The sequence below is a fragment of the Rossellomorea sp. QJM3NY_18 genome (genome assembly GCF_056173145.1).
Genome location: NZ_CM149659.1, coordinates 4,015,050 through 4,035,705, shown reverse-complemented (window position 1 = coordinate 4,035,705; position 20,656 = coordinate 4,015,050). Strand labels below are relative to the sequence as shown.

Sequence of the window (20,656 nt, the reverse complement as noted above, 5' to 3'; positions counted from 1 at the left end):
ATTTGGAGGGAACATCCATGAAAAAGCGTGTTTATGTCGTACCTCATTCCCACTGGGATCGTGAATGGTATTTTACAATAGAAGATTCGAATGTGTTGCTTGCAGAAAACCTGGATCATCTCTTGGATGTCCTTGAAACAGATGAAGACTATACGGGCTATGTATTTGATGCCCAGGCGAGCATCGTCGAAGAGTACTTGAAAGTCCGTCCTGAAAACAGGGACCGTTTGAAGCAGCAGGTGGAAGAGAGAAAGCTGTTTATCGGGCCTTGGTATACGCAGACGGATTCCCTGCTTGTGAATAAAGAATCCATCATCCGCAACCTGCTATATGGAACGAAGATTTCAAAGAGTTTTGGTCACAGTATGAATTGTGGCTATCTGCCGGATATTTTCGGGCAAAATCAGTATCTCCCGTCGATTTTTAAAGGTTTCGGGATTGATAACAGTGTGCTTCAGCGCGGAATTTATACGGATCAGTTAAAGGGTGACTTGAACTTTACATGGAAATCCCCTGACGGTGAAACAGTGAATGCCAACAATATTTATTTCGGGTATGGACCAGGGAAATTCCTTGAGGCTTCAGAGGAGTATAAGGAAGAACGACTGTTTCCGATTCTGGAGAAGCTGGCTGATATGAACCAGAATAGTGATCACCTCCTTCTCCCGGCAGGTGGGGATCAGGTGCTTGTGCGTGAGCATTTCCCTGAGACCATCAAGAAGCTGAATGAGGGCTCAGAGGATTATGAGTTTGTCCTTTCCGACTATGAGACGTTCATGAAGGATGCGTGGGAGAACGGGGCGGATTTTGCAAATGTAATCGAAGGAGAACTGACGGCGACGCAGAAGTCACGCATTCATAACACAATTCGTTCCCAGCGCTATGATATTAAAAAAGCCAATTATGAAATCGAACATAAGATTTTGAATGTACTGGAGCCACTGGCCGTCATCGGTCAATCTCTTGGTCTGCGTTATCCCCAAGCCTGGTTGGACGGAATGTGGAAGGAACTCTTCGATGTTCATGCCCATGACAGCATCGGCGGATGTAACTCTGATGATACCAATCGTGATATCGTCCAACGACTGGAAAAGGTGAACCGGATCGCCGACGGACTTCTGAATATCTTGAAGAAACAAGTGACAGAAGCCATCAGTAAGAAACTTGGTCATGACTCCACTTTCGTGTTCTTTAATACGAATGCGTCTGTATTTTCCGGAACGGTGGAAGCTGCCTTGTTTACGAAGTCTGATCAGTTCCATGTGAAGGATCTTGCTGGCAAGCCTGTTGCGATTGAAGCCATTGATCAGGAATATATCAGCGGTGGTAAGAAGATCGTGGTCACAGCAGAAGGTGAGAAACAGGTAGAAGTACCGGGTTATTATCGTACCGTCGTGATGGCAGAACTGAAGGATGTTGCCGGATTAGGGTATCAGACCTACATCGTGGAAGAAATCAGCGAAGGAATGAAAGAGCTTGAAGAGAATGGTAGTCAGGCCATCGAAAATGAACATGTAAAAGTGGAATTCGTCGAAGGGAATCTGACCCTGACAGAGAAAGACAATGGCACCGCGATCTCCAATCTGCTTCGCTTTGAAAATGTAGGGGATGCGGGGGATTCCTATGATTTCTCTCCTTTAGAAGGGGATCAACCTCTATGGATGGAGCATGGTGAACTGCTTTCTGTTGAAACAGGTGAGCTATCTCAGAAAATGATGGTGAAGCATGAAGTGCTTGTTCCTGGGAATCTGGTGGACCGTCAGGCGGAAATCAATAGCGAACCACTGGTGATTGTTTCGACACTTGAGCTTCGGAAGAATGAGACGTTCGTTCGGGTTCAACATACGATCGAGAATACGGTTGAAGATCATCGCGTGCGCGTTCGATTGAATACTGGAGTGAAGCATCCTCAAACTACTTTTGCCGATCAGGGCTTCGGGCTGATTGAGCGAAGCGTAAACAATCCGTATATGAAGGATTGGAAAGAGAATGGATTTGCCGAAGCGCCGGTTCCAATTTATTCACTTGAAAACTTTGCAGGTGTGTCAGCTGATTCTCATACGTTTGCTGCCGTTACAAGAGGTATCAAGGAATATGAAGTGCTTAAAGAATCAGGAGAACTTGCTCTTACTCTATTCAGAAGCGTTGGTTTGTTAGGAAAAGATGATCTCATGTGGCGTCCGGGAAGAGCATCGGGTATTAATAACAAAGTCGTCTACACCCCAGATGCCCAGATGAAGCAAAGAATGGTGTTTGAATATGCTCTTTATGTTGGAAATGCAGAGCCTGTGGCGATGTTCGGGCTGACGGATCAATACGTGGATCGATATGGTTCTTATCAGAAGCAAAGCTTAAATACCTTTGAAGAGCGCCTTGAGCGTTTTGAGATTCCTTATCCGGTTAGGGAGATGGATGACAAGGTTTCATTATTGGAAATGGACAACCCATCTGTGGTCATGAGCAGCTGCAAACGTGCTTATGATGACAAGTCGATGGTTGTTCGTTTGTTCAACCCGATGGAGACTGTTCAAAGCGTGACGTTGAAACATGAATTCAGTCAAGTTTCCATCACTAATCTGGCCGAGGAATATCAGAAGGATGCTGGAACGGAGATTGAACTTAATCCGAAGAGCCACCTTACATTAAAACTATCTTAAGAAGGTGAAAAGATGACGAAGCAAGAATTAATACAAAGTGTAGAAAAGAGATTGCGATCGATTTATGGAGAAGATTTCAAAGAGGAGTTCTTGACTTCTTTTACCGAGCTGATGGATAAGTGGAGTCGTCACTCGTGGGAAAGTGCAGCCCCTGTGTCAGAAGAAAACGTGTATCTCATCACATATGGTGACAGTATCTACGAAGAAGGTAAGCCAACGCTTGCCTCTCTTCACACCTTCTTAAATGAAAAGGTGAAGGGTTCCGTTACGGATGTCCACTTGCTGCCGATGTTTCCTTATACGTCCGATGATGGATTCTCCGTCGTGGACTATCGTCAAGTGGATGAGAAGCTCGGTGATTGGACAGACATTGAAGGGTTGTCTCAGGATTATCGCTTAATGTTTGATTTCGTTGCCAATCATATTTCGAAATCCAGTGAGTGGTTCCAAGGGTATCTGAATGGCGAAGCAAGATATCAGGAATACTTTGTTCCGAGAGATCCTTCTTTTGACACGAGTGCTGTGGTCCGTCCCCGCACTTCGCCTTTATATCATGAATACGAAGGGTATGACGGCGTGAAAACGGCTTGGACTACCTTCAGTGAAGACCAGGTTGACTTGAATTTCCGCCACTTCCCGGTATTAGAGGAAACGACGGATATTTTACTCGAGTATGCAAGTAAAGGCGGGACCAGTATTCGCCTCGATGCCATCGGGTTCATTTGGAAGGAATCAGGCACCACGTCCATCCATCTGCCACAGGCCCATGAAATCATCAAGCTGTGGAGAGAGGTCATGGACTTCTTCAAACCGAATACGCAGATCATTACGGAAACGAATGTACCGCACAAAGAAAACATCAGCTATTTCGGTGATGGGACCGATGAAGCCAATATGGTTTATCAATTTTCCCTGCCTCCATTGGTGTTGTTTTCACTGACGACACACAATGGTGAAAAGCTGACGGAATGGGCGAAAACGATTGATACTGTTTCGGATACGGCAACCTATTTCAATTTCCTTGCAAGCCATGACGGAATCGGGATGCGTCCGACGGAAGGGATCTTGACCGATGACGAGAAACAGCTGCTTGTGAATAAAGTGAAAGAAAACGGCGGCCGTGTTTCGTATAAAGCCAATAGTGACGGCAGCCAGTCTGTCTATGAGCTGAACATCAACTATTCAGCAGCCCTGGTCAATCAAGGCGAGGATACGACGGAAGAACTTGAAGTGAAGAAGATGCTGGCTGCACATTCCATCCTGTTATCGTTTGTGGGAGTTCCGGCCGTTTATTATCATTCTTTACTCGGTTCTCATAATGATGAAGAGGGAGTAGAGGCGTCAGGCATCAACCGCAGGATTAATCGTGAGAAGTTAGAGCTTGGGAACATCCTTGAAGAACTAGAGACGGATTCTCGTCGCAAAGGGATTTTCGAAGGCTTACAGGAAATGATTTCAATCCGACAGAAGGAATCAGCTTTTTCTCCTTATGCAGGGCAGGAAGTGTTGGAACTCGGTGAGAATGTCTTCGGACTGAAGCGTTTCAATGAGGAAACAGGTGAAAGCATCATGTTCATCGTCAATCTGGATGTGAAGCCTGTTATAGTGAGTGTTCCTCACGCAGGGATGGACCTTGTAAGCAGGAAAGAAGTAAGTGGAAAAGTGGAATTACCTCCATATGAATTTATGTGGGTGAAACAATAGATGAATTTAAGGTGCCAGTCGCTGTGTGAGGCTTCTGGCATCTTTTTATAGGAGCGTGTAGGAGATGAATGTTTTAATAGCATCGGATTCTTATAAGGATTCATTGTCTGCTTTTGAAGTGGGGGAAGCGGCACGAAAGGGGGTTCTATCGGCTTGGCCATCGGCTAATGTTGAGAACTCTCCCATGGCGGATGGTGGAGAAGGGACCTTGGATGCCCTGCTCACTTGCCTTGATGGAGAAGAGAAGGAAGTATGGGTACATGATCCGTTAATGAACATTGTCACTGCTCGATATGTTGTTCTGAACGGGGACACGGCGTTTATCGAGAGTGCGAGAAGCAGTGGACTTCCTCTCGTTCCGTTTGAGAAGCGGGACCCGATGAGAGCGAATACGTATGGACTGGGGGAACAGATTAAGGATGCTGTACAGAACGGTTATCGCAATATCGTCATTTCCCTTGGGGGCAGCGCGACGAATGATGGTGGCGTCGGTATGCTGCAGGCTTTGGGATGGACGTTTTATGGTGGGGACGGAGTAGAGCTCGGTGTGGAAGGGAATCCGTTACTTCAGGCGGCTTCGTTTTCAGATCGGGAGCGGTTGGCCGGACTGGAGGATTGTTCGTTTACGATTGCGAGTGACGTCACGAATCCATTCTATGGAGTGAAAGGTGCTGCTCATATTTTTGGCAGGCAGAAGGGGGCGAGTCCTGAGGGGATTCTGGAACTTGATGCCGGTTTGGTGAGGCTTGCTTCCCTTTTTAAAGAAGTATATGGTGTTGACGTTCAAAAGGTAGCTGGATCGGGAGCCGCCGGAGGACTCGGTGGAAGCATCGTGGCAGCTTTAGATGGGACTCTTCAATCCGGAGTGGAGTCGATTATAGAGCTTACGGGGTTGGAAGAGAAAGTGATGAAGGCGGATATTGTTTTTACCGGTGAAGGAAGCCTGGATCAGCAATCACTGATGGGGAAAGTACCTGTGGGGGTTGCGCTACTTGCGAAGAAGCACGGTAAGAGAGTGATCGGGATTGCAGGTCGGATCGATTCGGAGTTGGCTGAAGTGAATCAGTATCTGGATGCGGTGTTTTCGATTCAGACCGAGTGCCGGTCGTTGGAGGAAGCCTTGAGGAGCGAGGTTACGAGTGAGCAGATCCGGGTAACGATGGAGCAGGTTGTGCGGTTGTTGAAGGTATGATGTAGGAGGTCGCCTCTTGATTCTTCTATCTATTGGACGAGAAAATATAAGTTGCCTTACGTTAAGTTCCGGGTCAAATTGAAAGGTCCGTCCCTCATTGCTTTAAAGTGGTGAGGGACGGACCTTTATCTAAAGTGAGTTATTACTCTTCAGTTGATGGATCGTGTAGGTACAGGTTAGTTTTTTATCTGTAAATAGTTTGACTCCGGTTGATTGCTGCATGGGGAAGGCTCTTGTTGTAAAGACAACCTCACCGTCATTGATGAAAATTTCGGCGATGCTCCGGTCAACGAAAGCCTGTACTTTAACGCTGTCCCCGATGCTGAGCTTAGCACTTCGCACCAAACCATTTTCCTTATCAAAAGAGGTATGGAAATTTTCGCGATTCAACGAAATGGTTTGACTGGAACGATCAAATGCTAAGACAAGTCCCTCTGTGTCCGATGAGAAGAGTTCCATCCCGAAAGAGTCTGCTCCACGGGATTCGATGGAAGCTTCCAACTCAAATGAGAGGAACCCGGAATGGAGATTGGTTGAGCCATTATCCAGAGTCCGAACATCTGATTGGGACTTGCTTCGCAGCTGTTTCAATTCGATTGCCGGCTTTTGAACAAGACGACCGTTCACGATATCAAGCTCCCTGGGAAGTGTCAGGCAATGTGCCCAATTTTCTTGGTCGGTGGGATATTCTACCTCAGCCATGCCCGCCCAGCCGAACATTAACCGTTCATTGCTTTTTCCTTCGAATGTTTGGGGAGCATAAAAGTCAAAGCCTTTGTCCAATTCCTCATAGCTTGTCACGTCAAATGTCAGGTTCTCGATGTCCAGTTTACCAAGTGCATATATCACATTGTAAAGATTTTGATAGTCGTGCTTTTTCGCTTCCAGCCCTTGTGGGGAGACAACAAGAATCTCTTGTCCCTGGATTTCAAAATAATCAGGGCACTCCAGCATATAGCACGATTCCGGTAAGTCCAGGTCCAATTTCAATTCTCCCTTGAACGACCAGTCCAGGGCGTCCTTCGATTCATAGATAATGATTGCGCCGGTTTTATCTTCGCGTTGTGCACCGAGCAGCATGTAATACATGTTCCCTTTTTTAAACACTTTGGGATCGCGGACATGACCGGTGAATCCAGCCGGGACACCCTTGATAATCGGATTTTTATCATATTTCCGGACTTGTCCATCCTTTTCCATGATGGCAAGACACTGATTGGCCGATCGTTCTTCAGCGCTAAATTTTATGTTCCCTGTATAGTAAAGGTACAACTTCCCGTCCACTTCCATGGAAGCTCCGGAATAGGCACCATGTGACTCATAATCCTCAGTCGGGACCAGAGCTGTTGGCAGCCGTTCCCACTCCACCAGATTAGTGGACTTTACATGGGCCCAGTGCTTCATTCCGTGATATGCTCCGAACGGAAACCACTGGTAGAAGACATGGTACGCACCATTGAAGTAGGCAAGACCATTGGGATCATTTAAGAGACCATGCTCCGGGTGGATATGGAAAGCGGGTTTCCACAGAGATGCAGCCACTTTTTCTTTAAGGCTTTCCAACTCGTTTGCTTCTGCTTCGTGGATGGTTCTATATTTCGGTTCGGTATATTTTGTCATAATGGAATAAATCCTTTCGTGTAGGGTTCTTTACGTGTATGGAAGAAAAGCAGGTGAGAGCCATTCACCTGCTTTTCTTTAGTGTCTGTCTACTTTTCAGTTTCAAGATTTTTCTTATCCGAATACCCGAACATCCAGGTAAGGGCGAAGGCTACTCCGATGGCGACAATGTTAATGAATAGATATTGAAGGATTTGTCCGTTTAGATATAACAACATCCCAGGTATTACGGTAATAGCCATCCCTGTTGCTTTCAAACCCATGAGGGAAGCTAGGAATCCGCCGGCCGCCCCGCCGATAAGTCCCATGATGAATGGTTTTCCGTAACGGAGATTGACCCCGAAGATAGCTGGCTCTGTGATTCCTAGAAATGCAGATAGGGAAGAAGGAAGAGCCAATGCTTTCAGTTTTTTGGACTTGGTCTTTAATCCAACTGCCAAAGCTGCGCCGCCCTGTGCTGCAATCGAGCAGGTGATGATCGCATTATAGGGATTGTTTCCGAATTTGGCAAGAAGCTGAATTTCCAGAAGATTAAAGATGTGGTGAATCCCCGTTACAACGATTATCTGGTTGATTCCGCCAATAATAAGTCCACTAATACCAAAAGGCCATTCCAGAACAGCGACTGTTCCATCAAGGATCACATTCTCCAGACTGTGGAATATAGGTCCGATCACGAATAATGCTAGAGTGATCATAATCAATAATGTAAGAAACGGCGTAATGATTAAATCCAGTGCTTCCGGGGTCCGTTTCCGTATCTGTCTTTCAAGCTTTGCCCCAAGAATACCGGCAATGAAAGCTGGAAGGACGGATCCCTGATACCCGACTACAGGAATGAAGCCGAGAAACTCAAGTGGCTGTACATCCCCTCCGGCAACACCCCAGGCATTTGGCAGTGATGGACTCACAAGCATCAGTCCAAGAACCATTCCGACGATCGGTGTCCCGCCAAATACTCTGAAGGTCGACCAGGCGACGAGGGCGGGTAAGAAGATAAATGCTGTGTCTGTAAGGATCTGAGTGAATAATATGAAGTTTTCAGATATATCATTCGGCGTCATGCCAAAGAAGGCCAAAATCTGTTCTTGTAGTACGAGGCCGCGCAGTCCCATGAACAGACCGGTTGCAACAAGGACTGGTATGATCGGTACAAACACATCGCCGAATGTACGAATGGCACGTTGAAATGCGTTTCCGTTCTTGACGGCTTCTTTCGATTGTTCAGTCTTTGTGGATCCCGCAACTCCTAATTGCCTCACTTCTTCATAAATGCGATTAACCGTGCCGGTTCCTAATATAATTTGGTATTGACCGGAGTTGAAAAATGCTCCCTTTACTTTTTCCGTATTTTCAATGGCAACTTGGTCAATTTTCTCTTTATCTTTAACCATGATTCGTAAACGGGTGGCACAATGGGCAACGGAAAGGATGTTTTCTTCACCGCCGACACCTGATAGAATGTCCTCTGCAATCTTTCTGTTATCAGACATGATTTCTCCTCCTTCTTTTGTGTGTAATCGATTACATATTTCAGAAAATTAATAGTATCAGCTGAATTATGCCGATACCATGGGAAATGAATGGACGTTGTGTGTAATCGATTACACATGTGTTGAAAACGGTATGTAATCGATTACACAAAATTATACACTATCTTTTTTTACTAGTCTATAGTCTAATACCATTTTATCGTTCGGTATGCTCTCCTGGTTGATCTGAGCGAGGATCATATTGGCTGCTTCCTGTCCGGCTTTATGGTAATGGAAATCAACGGTGGTGAGGGAGGGAGTGACATATTGAGAGAGCTCGGAAGCTCCCACTCCAGCCAAAGCAACGTCTTCAGGTATCCGCAAACCCGCCTGTTTGATATAGTTCATGGCACCGATCGCAAGACGGTCCGTCACAGCAAATACCGCTGTGGGGCGGTGTTTTGAATGTTCCATGATGTTCTTCATCGCCTGATAACCGGACTCCACATCGAAAACAGCCGTTTGAATCCAATGCTCCTCGATCCGGAGGCTATGTTCTTCCATTGCTGACAGATAGCCTTGTTTTCTTAACAATCCTACTGCCCTGTCTGATTCGCTCACTCCGATGAAAGCAATCTTCTCATGTTTCTTTTCGATGAAGTAATCGATCATGTCCTTTGAAGCCATCATCTCATTAAAGGCAACCGAAGGCGTATCGGGGAGGTCCTGACCAACGACCACTACCGGAATCTTCAACTTTTGAATTTCTTCTATTAATGGTCCGCTCGTATTCGTAGCCGAAAGGACAATGCCTTCAACATCCCTGCTTTTCAGAAGTCTGATAAACTCGATCTCTTTAGTAGCATTTAAATTGGTGTTGGCGAGTAAAATCTGATACCCCTTTTCGGCAAGGATCTGGTCCAGCCCATTCACCATCCGGCTCGTCGTTTCTGAACCGAGCTTCGGCAAGATGACCCCAATCACCTTCGTTTTCTTCGTCCGCAGCGACTTCGCATTCTCACTCGGAACATATCCTGTTTCTTCTATTACCTTCAGAATTCGATCTCGTGCCTCTTCACTTACATACCCGGAATCATTCAACATCCTGGATACTGTTGCGCTCGATACTTGGGCTCTTCTAGCCACTTCCTTGATTGTGATCAATCAAAATCCTCCTTGTTCGTTCTGGATCCTGTCATTATTTTACCTTATGGGAGGCGATTTTAGAAGGTTGGTGGTGAGGTCGGGTTTCAAATGCCAATTTGGCTCTTTCTGATCATAAAATTGAAAATATTTTATAGAGAGAAGAAAGGCGCCCTCTCTATTGATTTGGAGCAATAATCCACCAAAAAAATAAAAAATGGAGAACATATTCACAAAAGCGCTTTCATATGCTAGGATAGAACCTAATAGGGGAACCTACTCTTAGAAAGGGGGAGAATACGGTCATTGAAAGCAAGCTTGGAAGAATGCGTGATTACCAGCCGGTATCTACGCCGTGATCAACGATACTACATCCATGAGTACAAAAGGGGTCATGAAGAGACAGTCGATGTTTTATTTGTTCAGGATGGAATGGATTATGTGGAGCATGGGGATATCCTCCAGACACTTGAAGCGATTCTGGTAAACTCGGAATCTCATCATCTGGTACTGGTGCTCGTACCTCCGTCCAGTTCAGAAGAACGCTATCATTTTTATCATCCAAAGGGGAAGCAACACGAGAATTATGTCCGATTCTTTTATGAAGAACTTTTTCAGGACATACGCCGTCGATTTCATCGTAATGGAAAAAAGCTTCGCAAAACAGGGTTACTTGGTGATTCTCTTGGAGCAGCGGTCTCTATGAGTATCGCTTGTGAGTCGCCTGAATTGTGGTCACACATGCTATTACAATCCGGAGCCTTTACAGATTTTCATGAATTTAAAATTCGCAATCTTCAAATAATAGATTGGCGCGTTTATCAAGTAGTGGGCCTCGGGGAAGAGTCTGTTATCTATCCACTTACCGGAGAAGCTCTACCAATCTTATCTTTCAACCGAATTCTTCATCATCAACTTCAATCCATCACAGATACTATTACATACTACGAAGAAGACGAACAGCACCTATGGGATTTTTGGAGAAGGGACCTGCCGCGTGCATTAAATTATTTTATTGATACGAATACAAAAGGGGAAAGGGATGAACACAATGTTTAAAAATGGAAAGTTTCTATTAACGCTTATGTTGATGTTTGCTATGCTATTTACAGCTGCCTGTAACAGCAGCAAATCCAGCTCTTCAGGTGAACAAAAAGAGGGGACGAAAGAGGATCCCGTTGAAATTGAATTCTGGACGATGCAATTATCTCCAACGTTTGATGATTACTTAAATGGGGTCATCGCTGACTTTGAAAAGGAGAATCCAAACGTAAAAGTGAAATGGGTGGACATTCCTTGGGGTGATATGGAGACGAAGATCCTTTCAGCCGTCGCCTCAAAAACGGCTCCGGATGTAGCCAACCTGAACCCGCAGTTCGCGGCGAAGCTTGCAGAGCTTGATGCATTGGTGAATATGGATGAAATGGTTCCAGAAGATGTGAAGAGTAAGTATTTCGAGAACATTTGGTCTTCCAACACATTCGACGGAAAGACGTTCGGTATTCCTTGGTACCTGTCTTCTCAGGTAACCATGTATAACTCGGATATCTTCAAGGAAGCGGGACTTGATCCAGAGAAAGCACCGGCTACTTTCGAAGAATTAACAGATGTTGCAAAAACGATCAAAGACAAAACGGGTAAATACGCGTTCTTCCCGGCCCTTGATGGAAGTCATCTCCTTGAAACGATGGTGATGATGGGCGTGGATTTAACGAATGAGGACATGACGAAAGCAACATTCAACACGCCGGAAGGGAAAGAAGCATTCAACTTCTTCGTAGACCTTTACAAGAATGATCTGATTCCACGTGAAGTGTTAACAGAAGGGCACTCTAAAGCGGTCGATTTGTATCAAGCGGGTGAAATTGCGATCCTGCCTTCAGGCCCACAATTCCTGACGATTGTAGAAGAGAATGCTCCCGATATTTTGAAAGCGACAAGAACCGCACCAATCATCACGGGTGACACAAACAAGAAAAACGTAGCGGCCATGAACGTCGTGGTGCCGAAGCAATCTGAGCACCAACAGGCAGCAGTGGACTTCTCCATTTTCTTGACGAATGCGGAGAACCAGGTTGAATTTGATAAACAGACAGCGATCCTTCCATCGATTGAAACGGCTCTTGATGATCCGTATTTCAGCGAAGAGCCTGCGGATGCGACTCCAATTGATAAGGCCCGTATCGTATCGGCTGGTCAATTAAAGGATAGTGAAGTACTGATTCCGCCAATGAGCAACTTTGAAGAGTTACGTACAGCGATGAACGAAGCCCTTCATGCAGCAATGCTTGGAGATATGACGGTGGACGAAGCATTGGATCAGGCTGAAATGAAATGGAACGAAACGCTATCTAAATAAGGGAATGGAGGAAAGGGAGTTTATCTCCCTTTCTGCATTTCAATGAAAGCACGGTGAAGACAAGATGATCAGCAAGGAAATCGTTTTTGAACAATTAAAGGGAAAGCTTGTGGTGTCATGCCAGGCCCTTGAACATGAACCGTTGCACGGGGCGGATGTAATGGGGAAAATGGCAAAAGCCGCTTACGTCGGCGGTGCGTCGGGGATCCGGGCAAACAGTGCGGTTGATATTAAAACCATCAAGCAGTACGTGGATTTACCGATCATCGGATTAGTGAAGAGGGATTACCCGGGAAGTGATGTCTACATAACGGCTACAAGGAAAGAAGCCGATGAACTGATTGGAGCAGGGGTGGACATGATTGCCATTGACGCGACAACGAGACCCAGACCGAACGGTGAATCACTGGAAAGCTTGATCACGTATCTGAAGTCAAAAGGGCAAACGATCATGGCGGATGTTTCTACCTATGAAGAAGGCGTTCACGCAGTGGAGCTCGGTGTCGACTGTGTCAGCACCACTATGTCGGGATACACGCCGTATTCGCCTCAGCAATGTGAGCCTGATTTTAAGTTATTGAAAAAATTGGTTGAAACCATCAAGATTCCGGTGTTTGCCGAAGGGCGGATTTCGACTCCGGAAGAAGTGTGTCAGGCATTGGATATGGGAGCTCACACCGTCGTAGTCGGTTCGGCCATCACAAGGCCGCAGGAAATCACGAAAAGGTTTGTACAATCCATCCAGAATAAAGGAGGTAATCAAGATGCAGGCACAAACGGCATCAAAGAGCAAATTAGGAGGGTTAATTAACAGCTATTATCCTTCCCTCACAAAGTCCGAGCAAAAAGTGGCGATAGTTGTGTTAGAACAAATGGAAAAAGCCCTCTACTACTCGGTGACAGATCTTGCCGATGTAGCGGAGGTAGGGGAAACGACGGTGCTCCGTTTCTGCCGGAAGATTGGCATGAAAGGATATCAGGAGTTCAAGCTTGCCATGGCGAAGGATTTATCTTCCATGTCTCAAGAAGAAGAGTCAGATCCCAGTAAGCCCGCCGGCTTCATTCAATCGATTGCTTCTTATACGAAGAACGCCGTGGATGAAACCGTCAATAAGCTGGATGAAGAAACGTTGGAAGAAGCGATCAGACTCCTTTCCGGAGCAAGATCCATCCATTTCTTTGGAGTCGGGACGTCGGGACTGACGGCATTGGATGCGAAGAATCGTTTCCTTCGGATCGGATACCGTTCGGATGCGGTCATCGATCCACATATCCAGTCCATGACGGCTGCCACTGTGAAAGAAGGGGATGTGGTGGTTGGATTGAGTATCTCGGGAAGCACGAAAGACACAATCGATTCCCTGACACTGGCCAAAGAAAACGGAGCAAGCGTCATCGCCATCACGTACTATGCCCGTTCACCAATCACGAAGCTTGCCGATGCAGTTCTGTTAAGCGGCGGGAAGGAATCCCCTCTTGAAGGTGGATCCATGATCGCGAAGATTTCACAGCTCTTCGTCATCGATCTGCTATGTACCGGACTTGCCCTCCACAATAAAGAGTTCTCCCTTGGCATGAAAGAGAAAACCGCAAGAGCCGTTGTAGACAAAATCTATTAAACTGGTAAGCAGGTGAAACGATGAAGGTCATTGGAATCGATGTCGGGGGTACCGGGGTCAAAGGGGCGGTTGTTCAAAAGGATGGCACGATCCTCCACGAGGAAAAGGTACCCACCGATATCTCGAACGGGAGAGAGGGAATCCTCGGCTCAATCTTTCAAGTGATTGATCTATTAATGAAGGAAGACTGCACTATTTCAGGAATCGGGATCGGTACGGCAGGCCGTGTGGATCCTGTGAAAGGGACGGTCGTCTACGCGACAGACAACTTGCCTTCCTGGCAGGGAACCCAAGTAAAAGAAGAAATCGAAACGCGCTACGGACTGCCATGTGCAGTCGACAATGATGCGAATGTCGCTCTCCTGGGAGAACTTTGGAAGTGGGAAGGAAATCCCGAAACGGCGGTCATGTTGACCCTTGGGACCGGTGTCGGGGGAGCGAACGCCATACAAGGTGAGGTCTTACATGGTCACCACCATCAAAGTGGGGAATGGGGCCATGTCGTGCTCGTTCCAAATGGAAAGCCATGCAATTGCGGGAAGAACGGCTGCCTGGAGCAGTATCTGTCGGGTACGGCACTTATGCAAGACGTTTTCACTGAATGTCGTCGTTCTTTTCGGCATGGCTCAGAGATTTTTGAGGAATATTCAAATGGAAATCAACAGGTCAAGCAGGTGGTTGACCGATATTTAGATTACTTGGCCGTTGCCGTTTATAACATATCTGTGGCCATTGATCCAGAAGTCCTCTTCATCGGAGGGGGAGTGATTGATTCAAAGGACCATTGGTGGGACGGCTTACAGGTTAAATTGAAGGAATATTATGTGAATACAAGTGTTTATCCTGCTGTGCTTGGAAATCAGGCAGGAATGCTTGGAGCAGCCAAGCTTTTATTTCAAGCGATGGAGAAAAGAGGGGAGTCCGTTTGAGAAATCATCCGTTAACACCATTTCTATTTTTGATACCCGGTGTCATCATCCTGGGTGCGTTCATCTTTTATCCTATGCTCAATGCCATATGGCTGAGCTTCACGAATTACAACATTGTCACCGATGCAGAATTCATCGGGCTGGAAAACTATAAAGTACTATTCTCCGATGCACTGTTCTGGAAAGTGCTTTGGCAGACCTTATTATACCTGGTCATCGTCGTTCCGGCTCTCGTGATCCTGCCGATCTTCCTTGCGATTCTTGTGAACCAGCAGGTTAAGGGGATTGGATTCTTCCGTTCCGCTTACTATGTACCGGTTGTCACGTCCATGGTCGTAGTGGGAATTGCGTGGAAATGGGTTTATGCAGACAAAGGTATCCTGAATTACATATTGGAATCACTTGGCTTGATATCGGAACCTGTGAATTGGCTGACTTCGACGACTACGTCCATTTTTGCCGTCATGGTCGTAACCGTCTGGAAGGGGCTTGGCTATTATATGGTCATTTACCTGGCTGGACTGCAGTCGATTTCAGATGATTTATATGAAGCAGCAGACATTGACGGAGCAAGTAAGTGGAAGCAGATTTGGCATATTACCATTCCTTTATTGATGCCTTCCATCATGATTGTGACCATCATGTCATCGATTTCCGCCATGAAGGTGTTCGAAGAAATCTACGTCATGACCGGCGGCGGACCGTTGAACAGCTCGAAAACACTGGTCTTCTACATTTATGAAGAAGCCTTCGATAAGCTGCAAATGGGCTATGCCAGTGCGGCCGGGGTCGTATTATTCATCATTACTCTGATTTTCTCTGTGATTAATATCAAGTTCATGAGCAAAAAAGAATCTGCGATAAAGGGGTGATTCTCCATGAGTTCTCCTTCTCTTGGAACCAGTAAAGAAAATCCAACCGTACTATCTGTCAAAAAGCCAATAAACGTAAAAAAGATAGCAAAAATTGTTCTGCAATATGCGACACTTCTTTTCGTCACGCTCATCATGGTCGGTCCATTCCTATGGCTTCTGGCTACGTCGCTAAAATCCGGCAGTGAGAATATCTTCTCGTATCCTCCACAGTTTATCCCTGAAAAATTCACGTTCGGAAACTATGTGGAAGTCATGGATTTCTTCCCGTTCTGGCGTTACCTATTCAATAGTGTCGTTGTATCTGTGGTGACGGTCCTCTTGAATATCGTCTTTTGTTCATTGGCAGCCTATCCCCTCGCCCGTATGAATTTCCGCGGGAAAAACATCGTCTTCGTCCTGATTCTCAGTACGATGATGGTGCCGTTTCAGCTTCTCATGATTCCTATCTACTTATTGGCGCTGGACTTAGGGCTGCAAAACACGTATGCAGGGTTGATCCTTCCCCATGCCACGACGGCCTTTGGCATATTCTTGATGCGCCAGGCATTCCTCACGATTCCGTACGAGCTGGATGAATCCGCCCGCATGGATGGTGCCAATGCGTTTCAAATTTGGTGGAGAGTGCTCATGCCGCTAGTGAAACCTTCCCTTGTGACACTGGCTATCTTTACCTTCATGATGGCATGGGGAGATTTCCTCTGGCCACTGATCATCTTAAATGATACGAGTATGTACACACTGCCACTCGGGGTCAATACGCTCGCCGGTTCGTTTTCGGCTAACTGGCGCTACATCGCCGCAGGATCCATCATTTCGATTCTTCCAATCATCATCATCTTCTCGATCCTGCAGAGACACTTCATCGCAGGTGCCATGAAAGGGGCGGTGAAAGGATAATGAGTCAGAAAATGACGTGTCATATCGTCTTCCAGACCCATTGGGACAGGGAGTGGTACTTACCGTTTGAAGTGTTCCGCCACCGACTCGTCCAGGTGATGGACCGGATTGTGTTAGGTCTTGAAAAGGGAGAGTTGGAGCAATTTGTCCTGGATGGCCAGATGGCTGCCTTGGAGGATTACTTTGAAGTGTGTGAAGAGAGCATGAAGGAAAAAGTCCTCCATTTAATAGAAGAAAAGAAGATCATCATCGGTCCGTGGTATGTCCTGGCCGATGAGTTTCTCGTTAGTGGGGAATCCCTGATTCGGAATATGGAGATCGGATTGAAGATCGCCGGTCGTTATGGAGAGTCTCAAAAGGTCGGGTATTTACCGGATACGTTCGGGCATGTAAGTCAGATGCCTCAGCTGTTACAGGGATTTGGTATTGATAACGCGATTTTGTGGCGGGGAGTTAAGCCCGAAACGTCCGAATTTTATTGGGAAGCGCCGAATGGCTCGAAGGTGTTTACGGCCTTTTTGCCAGAGGGGTATTATCAGCCTTTGTTGAATGAAGAGAATGTAAAAGAGCAGTTGAATTCCTTTGTGGAGAAGGTCACGCCTTATGCGACGACGTCTCAGCTGTTGTTAACAAATGGCGGGGATCACCTTATGCCAAAACACGGAAATCTAGTGAAGCAAATCAATGAGTTTCAAGATGAAGTGGAGTTTGTGTCCAGTACGTACGAAGCTTTTTTGCAAAGCGTTCAAGCCGAGATTATTGCTGATTTGCCTGTTTTTGTCGGGGAAATGAGGAGCAATGAACATATTTATGTGCTTCCGAATGTGCTGTCGGCAAGGAGCTATTTGAAACTACAAAATCAGGAGATGGAAGACGAGTTAACGGGGTATACGGAACCTCTTGCGACTCTTGCCGGTCATGATCAATATCCTCACCGTTATCTTGAGGAATCCTGGAAGCTTCTTATGCTGAACCACCCCCACGACAGTATATGCGGGTGTAGCATAGATGAGGTTCATAAGGAAATGGAAACAAGGACGATGATGCTTAGGCAAAGACTCGCGTCAATCCAAAAGGGATCGCTCACTCATCTGGGTGTTCAGGATCCGATGTTTTCAGGAGATGGGCGGCGGAAGCCGTTTGAGGATAATAGCGTATTTACGGTCTTCAATCCTCACCCAAGACCTTTCACAGGCTGGGTGTCAGGGGAGATTTGGCTCGAGAAGGAAAGGTCGTTTCAGTTAAAAGATCAGATCGGGAAATGGCATACTCCTGTGATGAAAAAGAAACGGAGTGGCAGACATTTTGATTCGCCTTTAGATGCTTTTCCTGATTTTAAAAAAGGGACATTTTATGAGGTGGAATTTTATGTTGAGAATCTTGCTGCTGCTTCACTCTCGACCTTTACAGTAGTAGAAGGAAGGTATGAAGAATTTTTATTGTCTCAGGATAATAGAGTCGAAAACGAATATTATTTGATTGAATTGGATGGGGATGGCACTCTTTCATTAATTGAAAAAGAAACGGGCAACCGTCATAGTGGCTTGCAACGGTTCTTTAGCTCTCTGGACGCTGGTGATGAATATAACTACTCTCCACCTTTAAACGATGTGAAGACGGTGGCTGAGCTTGCGGGCACAGGAAAGGTTCGGAAAACGGCAGGGGTTCAAGAATTATCGTATGGGCTGAAACTTCTCACACCAGCAGGGTTGAACGAGAAACGAAACGGTCCGGTTGAAGAGACGGTCACGACGATTGTACAAATCACTCTTACTGTGAAAGAAAAGGATCGGAAAATTGATGTATCGTATACGATCGATAATCGCTCGAAAGATCAGCGGTTGCGCGTTCAATATCCATTGGGGGAGTCCGTGGAACATACGTATAGCAATACGGCATTCGATGTGGTGAAACGGAAAGCGAAGACGGATGAAGCGTTTGATGCAGCTAAGCAAAAGGAAGTGCCGGTTGTCGTTGAGCCTTCTCTGTCGTTTATCCGGACGGAGAGCGGCTTCGCGTTCTACCACAGAGGGCTGCAGGAGTATCAGGTTACAAGAGTGGAAGAGAAAGATTCCCTTGACGTTACGATGATTAGGAGCGTGGGCTGGCTGTCCCGTGATGATCTGAGGACACGAGGCGGGGGAGCGGGACCAAATATGGAAACGCATGATGCTCAGTGTATCGGTACGCATTCCTTTTCTGCAGCGTTTGAATTTAATGCTGATGGTAGTATTGGGCAGGCGGCTACGCAAGCCAGTTTGTTTCGCATTCCACCTCGGATCTATCCGGGAGAAGCAATTGGTATCGAGAGTTTAATAGAAATTGATAATCAAGACGTGCAGTGGAGTTCTCTTAGAAGAGTGGCTGCAGACGTCGAAATACGATTGTGGAACCCGACGGACCAGGAACAAACCGTTACTGTGATGTCACGTGGAGAGAGTGTGGAGCGGGTAAACCTTCTTCATGAACCAGCTCGTGTTATAGAGAACGGGAAGGATACATTGAAACCGAAAGAAATCGCTACTTATCTAGTAAAAGGAGGAAGGAAAGAATGAATAGAAAGATTGCCCTTCTGCCTGTAGATGGGAGACCGGTGACAAGGGAGCTTCCCAAGCAGATCGCCTCGATCGGAAATTGGGAAGTGCTGCTTCCGCCTAAAGACCTCCTTGGCTTTTTGAAAGAGCCCGGGGATATGGCTGCTTTGGAAAAGTGGATTTGGGAGGTTGCTCCGGAAGTGGATGGATTTGTCCTTTCGGTTGACATGGTTGGATACGGTGGCCTCGTCCCGTCGAGGGTTTGTATAGACGGGGAGGAAAGGATTATACAGAGAATCGGACTCCTCCGGTCGTTAAAAGAGAAGTATCCAGATAAAGTCTTGATGGCCTTCAGTTCTACAATGCGTATCTCGAATAACTACGTAAATGAGGAAGAGAAGGAATACTGGAATGATTACGGAGTCGAGCTTTGGGAGTATTCCTTCCATCATCATCGGTATGAGAAAACAGGGTGTGAGGAATCCAATCAAAAAGTACAGGACCTGGGGAACCGCATCCCTTCAGAGATTCTGGAAGACTACTTAACAACCAGACTGAAAAACTATCGTGTAAACGTCTCCCTGTTGGATATGGTGGAAGATCAAACACTGGATGTGCTGGTTTTCCCTCAGGATGATACGTCCGAATATGGGCTGAATATCGGGGAGCAGGAAGACCTTTCAAAGAATGTATATGAGCGGAAGTTATTTCAGCGTGTATTCATATACCCGGGAGCAGATGAAGTCGCCAATACTCTTGTGGCGAAGATGATCTATCAGCTTGAAAACGTCAGGTTCCCTACGTTTTTCCCGGTGTACAGTGGCGAAATCGGTGCGTTATCGACGGCCATGTATGAAGACAGACCGATTTGTGAGTCGGTGAAGGGACAGATCTTTGCCTTTGGCGGATACACCGTTAATTCTCCAGTGGAATCGGACATAGTGTTCGCGGTCAATGTGCCGGGGAAACGTCAGGGAGATCTTGCCCTGCAAAAACACTTGGAAGAGGTAGACACCCCTCATCGGAATATCGGTGAGTGGATCAAGCGTATCTCTCATTATCTGCGTCAGGATAAGCTTGTGGCAGTTGCGGATACGGCTTATGCTAATGGCGTTGATGCGCGCATGCTGCCACGGTTACTGTCTGAGGTCAAAGTGAGTGAGCTTGCCGGGTTTGCAGGATGGAATACAGCGGGGAACACGTTGGGGACAGTCGTGGCACAAGCAGCTATGGTTCATCTGCAGAAGCAGAAGCCTTCACTGCCGGAAGCAGAGGTAAAGGAAAGGTTACTGGCAGAAATCACCCTCAGATTATTGGACGATTATGTGTATCAGTCGGTTGTCCGTCAGAAGGTGCGGGCTGTAGTGGATGAGTCGGCTATCAGCCGGGAAGAGTTGTTGTATCAAGTGACAGAATCGTTCCGAAATGAAGCTTCTGTTTTCTTGGATCAATACGGTCTGGATTTTTCACTGAAAGACATTTACTTACCTTGGGACAGAACGTTTGAAATTGGCATTGGCAGAGGTGTTGTGTCATGACATTCCGTATTGGAGTGGACTATCAAGGCTTGAAAGATTTCGTCCGTATCGTCCCGGCCAAGCTTGACTCTAATTCAGGAGTAATCGGGGATGACTTCATTATTTAGACATACGTTT

Annotated in this window: 15 protein-coding genes; 12 read left to right on the top strand and 3 right to left on the bottom strand. The window is 46.4% G+C overall.

Annotation, left to right across the window (positions count from 1 at the left end; translation table 11 throughout):
- The first annotated feature begins 17 nt into the window (after nt 1–17).
- From AC0VXY_RS20710 to AC0VXY_RS20700, 3 genes are all read left to right on the top strand, one after another.
- Nucleotides 18–2,657: a glycoside hydrolase family 38 N-terminal domain-containing protein gene (locus AC0VXY_RS20710; RefSeq protein WP_475526400.1), complete on the top strand. Its 2,640-nt coding sequence runs from the start codon at nt 18–20 to the stop codon at nt 2,655–2,657.
- Nucleotides 2,658–2,669: 12 nt separating this feature from the next.
- Nucleotides 2,670–4,361, top strand: a complete 1,692-nt coding sequence (locus AC0VXY_RS20705) for a sugar phosphorylase (protein ID WP_475526399.1) — start codon at nt 2,670–2,672, stop codon at nt 4,359–4,361.
- 64 nt (nt 4,362–4,425) lie between these two features.
- On the top strand, nt 4,426–5,553 hold the full coding sequence (locus tag AC0VXY_RS20700; protein WP_475526398.1) for a glycerate kinase family protein: 1,128 nt from the start codon (nt 4,426–4,428) through the stop codon (nt 5,551–5,553).
- 129 nt (nt 5,554–5,682) lie between these two features.
- Here the strand turns inward: AC0VXY_RS20700 and AC0VXY_RS20695 are convergent, their stop codons facing one another.
- The 3 genes from AC0VXY_RS20695 to AC0VXY_RS20685 form a co-directional block, all read right to left on the bottom strand.
- Entirely contained in the window at nt 5,683–7,173 is a 1,491-nt protein-coding gene (locus AC0VXY_RS20695; protein ID WP_475526397.1) for a glycoside hydrolase family 32 protein, read from the bottom strand.
- Between the two features lie 89 nt (nt 7,174–7,262).
- A complete protein-coding gene (locus AC0VXY_RS20690) occupies nt 7,263–8,666 on the bottom strand; it encodes a sucrose-specific PTS transporter subunit IIBC (protein ID WP_475526396.1) in 1,404 nt (467 codons plus the stop codon).
- A 153-nt stretch (nt 8,667–8,819) separates the two neighbouring features.
- On the bottom strand, nt 8,820–9,809 hold the full coding sequence (locus tag AC0VXY_RS20685; RefSeq protein WP_475526395.1) for a LacI family DNA-binding transcriptional regulator: 990 nt from the start codon (nt 9,807–9,809) through the stop codon (nt 8,820–8,822).
- A gap of 285 nt (nt 9,810–10,094) precedes the next feature.
- Here AC0VXY_RS20685 and AC0VXY_RS20680 point away from each other — a divergent pair, with 285 nt between their 5' ends.
- The 9 genes from AC0VXY_RS20680 (at nt 10,095) to AC0VXY_RS20640 (ending at nt 20,539) form a co-directional block, all read left to right on the top strand.
- A complete protein-coding gene (locus AC0VXY_RS20680; protein ID WP_475526394.1) occupies nt 10,095–10,847 on the top strand; it encodes an alpha/beta hydrolase in 753 nt (250 codons plus the stop codon).
- Entirely contained in the window at nt 10,831–12,147 is a 1,317-nt protein-coding gene (locus tag AC0VXY_RS20675; RefSeq protein WP_475526393.1) for an ABC transporter substrate-binding protein, read from the top strand. Before AC0VXY_RS20680 ends, AC0VXY_RS20675 begins: the two co-directional genes overlap by 17 nt.
- A 64-nt stretch (nt 12,148–12,211) precedes the next feature.
- Nucleotides 12,212–12,958 (top strand): N-acetylmannosamine-6-phosphate 2-epimerase, encoded by a 747-nt coding sequence (locus AC0VXY_RS20670; protein WP_475526392.1) that lies wholly within the window; start codon nt 12,212–12,214, stop codon nt 12,956–12,958.
- Nucleotides 12,912–13,766, top strand: a complete 855-nt coding sequence (locus AC0VXY_RS20665) for a MurR/RpiR family transcriptional regulator (protein ID WP_435989102.1) — start codon at nt 12,912–12,914, stop codon at nt 13,764–13,766. Before AC0VXY_RS20670 ends, AC0VXY_RS20665 begins: the two co-directional genes overlap by 47 nt.
- Nucleotides 13,767–13,786: 20 nt before the next feature.
- Nucleotides 13,787–14,695: an ROK family protein gene (locus tag AC0VXY_RS20660; RefSeq protein WP_475526391.1), complete on the top strand. Its 909-nt coding sequence runs from the start codon at nt 13,787–13,789 to the stop codon at nt 14,693–14,695.
- Complete coding sequence (locus AC0VXY_RS20655) at nt 14,692–15,567, top strand: carbohydrate ABC transporter permease (RefSeq protein ID WP_475526390.1); 876 nt, start codon at nt 14,692–14,694, stop codon at nt 15,565–15,567. The genes AC0VXY_RS20660 and AC0VXY_RS20655 overlap by 4 nt, the downstream gene beginning before the upstream one ends.
- Before the next feature lie 6 nt (nt 15,568–15,573).
- Nucleotides 15,574–16,467 (top strand): carbohydrate ABC transporter permease, encoded by an 894-nt coding sequence (locus AC0VXY_RS20650; protein ID WP_435989105.1) that lies wholly within the window; start codon nt 15,574–15,576, stop codon nt 16,465–16,467.
- A complete protein-coding gene (locus AC0VXY_RS20645; protein ID WP_475526389.1) occupies nt 16,467–19,022 on the top strand; it encodes an alpha-mannosidase in 2,556 nt (851 codons plus the stop codon). Before AC0VXY_RS20650 ends, AC0VXY_RS20645 begins: the two co-directional genes overlap by 1 nt.
- Entirely contained in the window at nt 19,019–20,539 is a 1,521-nt protein-coding gene (locus AC0VXY_RS20640) for a DUF4127 family protein (RefSeq protein WP_475526388.1), read from the top strand. The genes AC0VXY_RS20645 and AC0VXY_RS20640 overlap by 4 nt, the downstream gene beginning before the upstream one ends.
- Nucleotides 20,540–20,656 lie beyond the last annotated feature (117 nt).